General features: G+C 54.2%; 6 protein-coding genes and 1 pseudogene. 6 read left to right on the top strand and 1 reads right to left on the bottom strand.

What is annotated here, in order from left to right:
* The 6 genes from J122_RS19875 to J122_RS19850 form a co-directional block, all read left to right on the top strand.
* The coding region (locus J122_RS19875; protein WP_227510315.1) for a GFA family protein at positions 1-518 on the top strand (518 nt) is incomplete at its 5' end.
* Between the two features lie 95 nt (positions 519-613).
* Complete coding sequence (locus J122_RS19870) at positions 614-856, top strand: hypothetical protein (RefSeq protein ID WP_061334001.1); 243 nt, start codon at positions 614-616, stop codon at positions 854-856.
* Between the two features lie 182 nt (positions 857-1,038).
* The gene (locus tag J122_RS19865; RefSeq protein WP_061333999.1) at positions 1,039-1,263 is read left to right on the top strand and encodes an addiction module protein; all 225 of its coding nucleotides are present in this window, start codon (positions 1,039-1,041) and stop codon (positions 1,261-1,263) included.
* Entirely contained in the window at positions 1,260-1,553 is a 294-nt protein-coding gene (locus J122_RS19860) for a type II toxin-antitoxin system RelE/ParE family toxin (RefSeq protein WP_061333997.1), read from the top strand. The genes J122_RS19865 and J122_RS19860 overlap by 4 nt, the downstream gene beginning before the upstream one ends.
* A 79-nt stretch (positions 1,554-1,632) precedes the next feature.
* Positions 1,633-2,103 carry a GNAT family N-acetyltransferase gene (locus tag J122_RS19855; protein WP_061333993.1) on the top strand — a complete coding sequence of 157 codons (471 nt, stop codon included), beginning with the start codon at positions 1,633-1,635 and terminating at the stop codon, positions 2,101-2,103.
* Between the two features lie 475 nt (positions 2,104-2,578).
* Complete coding sequence (locus J122_RS19850) at positions 2,579-2,995, top strand: DUF6678 family protein (protein WP_061333991.1); 417 nt, start codon at positions 2,579-2,581, stop codon at positions 2,993-2,995.
* A gap of 256 nt (positions 2,996-3,251) precedes the next feature.
* On the opposite strand, the pseudogene istB reads toward J122_RS19850, so the two are convergent.
* Positions 3,252-3,543, bottom strand: a pseudogene (gene istB / locus J122_RS19845) (IS21-like element ISSpu5 family helper ATPase IstB); the annotation flags it as partial.

Here is a 3,543-nt window from a genome sequence, read left to right as displayed (position 1 = left end):
GGGAGACTGAGAAATGCCTAACCAATCATTCAAGTTCGTTCCCGGCCTGGCGGCCGTCCACCGGACGCCCTGGTCGGGCGCCGCTTAATTTTGGCGTTATCACACAGGGAGGTGAGTCAATGATTCAATCTGGTAGCTGCCTTTGCGGTGGCGTCCAATATGAAGTAGCGGGTGACCTTAGCGACGTTTACAACTGCCATTGCTCCATGTGCCGCAAGCTTCATGCAGCGGCTTTCCGAACCTGTGCAAAGGTACGGGTCGATGACTGGCGGACTGTCAGAGGCCAGGAGCTGCTCAAAACCTACGAGTCCTCGCCGGGAGAGTTCAAGGTTTTTTGCGCAAACTGCGGTTCAAGCATTCATACAAAGTTCGATTCAAAACCGGAAGTCTATGCTCTTCCATTGGGCACCCTCGACACCGATCCAGGTGTACGCGCAGACCGCCATGTTTTCGTGGGCAGTAAAGCTCCGTGGTTCGAGATTACCGACGATTTGCCTCAATTTATTGAGAATGACTGAGGCAGTGATAACAAGCCGCGTAAGGCGGACGTCCCTGTCGGGCCGCCGCTTCGCTCAGCGTTATGTGTACAAAGATTCCACCTCGGAGATAGTGAATGGAAGATGATTTTGAAGTCGAAATGAGCCCACTTTGCCAGGAACTGACAACTGACGGGAAAACCGTCAAAGTGGAAATCTACCGTGGTGATACTGGTGGCTGGATTCTCGAAGTGGTGGATGAATTCAATAACTCCACAGTATGGGATGACGAGTTTGATACCGATGCGGCAGCACTGGATGAGGCCAAAGCGACTATCAGGGATGAAGGCATCGATTCTTTAATCGGCATCGACTCCTGAAACCCCGTGAATCAACCACATAACCAGGCGGTCAACCGGACGCCAAAAGCGTACCGCTTTTGGTTCCCTTCGCTGACGCTCCGGCGCCGGTTACCTCAGCGTTAAAGCATTAAAACCGAGGCATGGCAGCCGTTACCCATCCGTGTCAAAATTGACGAATAAACGAATGAGAGGTTTCGCCCATGGATCTCCAGAGAATTGAAGACGAGGCGCTCCACCTCCCCAAAGAGGAGCGAGCTCAACTGATCCAGCGACTGGTCTTGAGTCTGGAATCGCCATCAAGGGAAGAGCTCAGATCTGACTGGTTGCTTGAGGCACGACGTAGAGCGCAGGAGCTTGATGATGGTTCAGTTCAGGCTGTGCCCAGTGAGGATGTAATGAGAAAGGCTAGAGCCCTGATCAAATGATCTATACGTTTCACCCGGCAGCGGAAGCCGAGTTTCTGGAATCAGTCGGTTACTACGAATTGGAGGTTCCAGGATTGGGTGGTGCCTTCAAAGAGGAATTTGAGGCTTTGGCCGAATTGATCGGCGACTCACCAAAAGGCTGGCAGACTGAACTAGAGCCAGATATTCGCAGAGCTCCCCTTCATCGATTTCCGCTATCCATAATTTATCGAGAACAGCCAAGCGGCTTTCAGGTTCTGGCTGTTGCGCATGACCGGCGGCGTCCCTACTACTGGCTAAGCAGGCTTTAACAATCGGCTGCACAGCGACCGCTTTTCCGCCGCTTCGCGGCTCCAAACCGGCGCGTGAGCCGGGCGTTAGGAGATAAGGATGCCCGTAAAAATTGAGGTGGCCGAGACCACTAAACAGTTTGATGCAGGTAGCCGGTTGATTCGTGCGTATGCCGATTTTCTGGGGCTGGATCTGGAGTTTCAGGGTTTTTCCAGTGAGTTGGCATCGCTGCCAAAAATGTATGGTCCACCCAAAGGCGCGCTACTGCTGGCCACGTTGGAAGGTATTCATGTTGGTGCTGTCGGTCTCAGAGAGTTCGAGCCGGGCGTTGCTGAGATGAAGCGGATGTATGTTCTACCAGACTATCATGGCATGGGTGTTGGAAAAGCTCTGACTGAAGCTTTCCTCGGTCAGGCAAGAGAAATGGGCTATGGTTCAGCGCGGCTGGACAGTATTCGGGAGCTTGATAAGGCTTTGCGGTTGTACCAAGATTTTGGCTTTAGGGAAATCGAGCCTTACCGGTTCAATCCCCACCCGGAAGCGGTGTTCATGGAGTATAAAATCTCCTAACAATCGCAGGCACGGCGACGTCTTTTCCATTGCGGCTTCGCCTCCATTCCAAAGCCGCGCATGCTGCGGGCGTTAATGGCCCAGGCCGTCTTCATTTTTGGCGGGCTCAGTGCAAGGGCCTTGGCATCGGACTTGGCTGCAAGGCCGCCCGTGTTGGTGATGGCCAAGGCCGGAAAAGTTGCTGTCGGGGTTGGTTGCCAAAGTCACCCGCAGCATGGTTATTCATGGCGTGCCCTAGTCGCGGGGCCGTCCAGTTCAAACAGTAATCGGGTTGGTGCGGTTTGCGTTCTGGTTCCTTTCGCCATCCGTCTGGTTGGTGCAAGCTGTTCGGGAGAGGGCATGCAGCGCTGGGTGCCAAGGGAGACCTTGGTGGTGACCGGCCACTAACCAGGCGGTCAACCGGACGCCAAAAGCTTACAGCTTTTGGTTCCCTCCGCTGCGCTCCGGCGCCGGTTACCTCAGCGTTATACAAATTATGGAAACTGACGAGCAAGCCAAAGATCGCCAAAGGCTGGAGCGCTACATTGCTCGAAAAGCTCTGGCCAGTGTGATGAGCAATACCAAGTGGGAGAAATTGCGGGCGTTGATGATCGAAGAGTCCGATAGAAGGCCCGTTTGGCGTGTACGCTGTCTACGGGACACCAGGGAGGTTGAGCCACCATGGGACGGTGATTGGTACTACCACCTGCCGGAGTTTAAGCATATTGAGTGGCTAGAAATATCCCCGATCCAGAAAGAGCGCAAGGGGTACCTGCTGCCTGATAAAGTTACTGATAATACTGATTATTTTGTAGGTCTACTAAAAAGCAACAACATACCTTTCAGTATAGAGGGTGAGTCACTGCGGATCTGGGGCTACCTAAGGCCGGGCCAAGCGGTGGAATTTTTATAACCAGTGCAGGCACGGCGACGCCCTTTACATTGCGCCTTCGGCTTCATTTCAAGGGCGCGCATGCTGCAAGCGTTATGCATCATGAAGAAGCTGTTGCTGTCCCTAGAATCGGTCATGCTGCTTGGCCCACTCACTGCGGTGCTGTGCTACACTGCGTAAACCGCTGAAGGTTGCCACCCATTCCATGTGAAGCCTGCCACCCGGACCGGAGCAAGGCTGCCACCCATCGGAGCGTAGCGACGCGGGGTTTCTCTTCTTACTCCGAAGTCTTGGTGGCCGTCAACTTTGCCTGCTGTTTTCGCATGGACTCGCCCCGGAGATTGATCTTGTAAGCGTTGTGAACGAGCCGGTCCAGAATGGCGTCTGCCAGAGTGGCGTCACCGATTACGCCATGCCATTCCTCGATGGGTAATTGGCTAGTGGCGATGGTGGAGCGCCGGCCATGTCGATCTTCCAGCACCTCCAGCAAGTCTCGCCGATTCTCGGCGCTCAGTTTCATCAGCCCCCAGTCATCCAGGATCAGCACGTCGACCTTGGCCAGATTCGTC

Origin of the sequence: Marinobacter excellens LAMA 842 (assembly GCF_001574445.1) — a bacterium.
Taxonomy (GTDB): Bacteria; Pseudomonadota; Gammaproteobacteria; order Pseudomonadales; family Oleiphilaceae; genus Marinobacter; species Marinobacter shengliensis.
The sequence above is the reverse complement of the archived record's forward strand: the minus strand, read 5'-3'. Positions and strand labels throughout refer to the sequence as shown.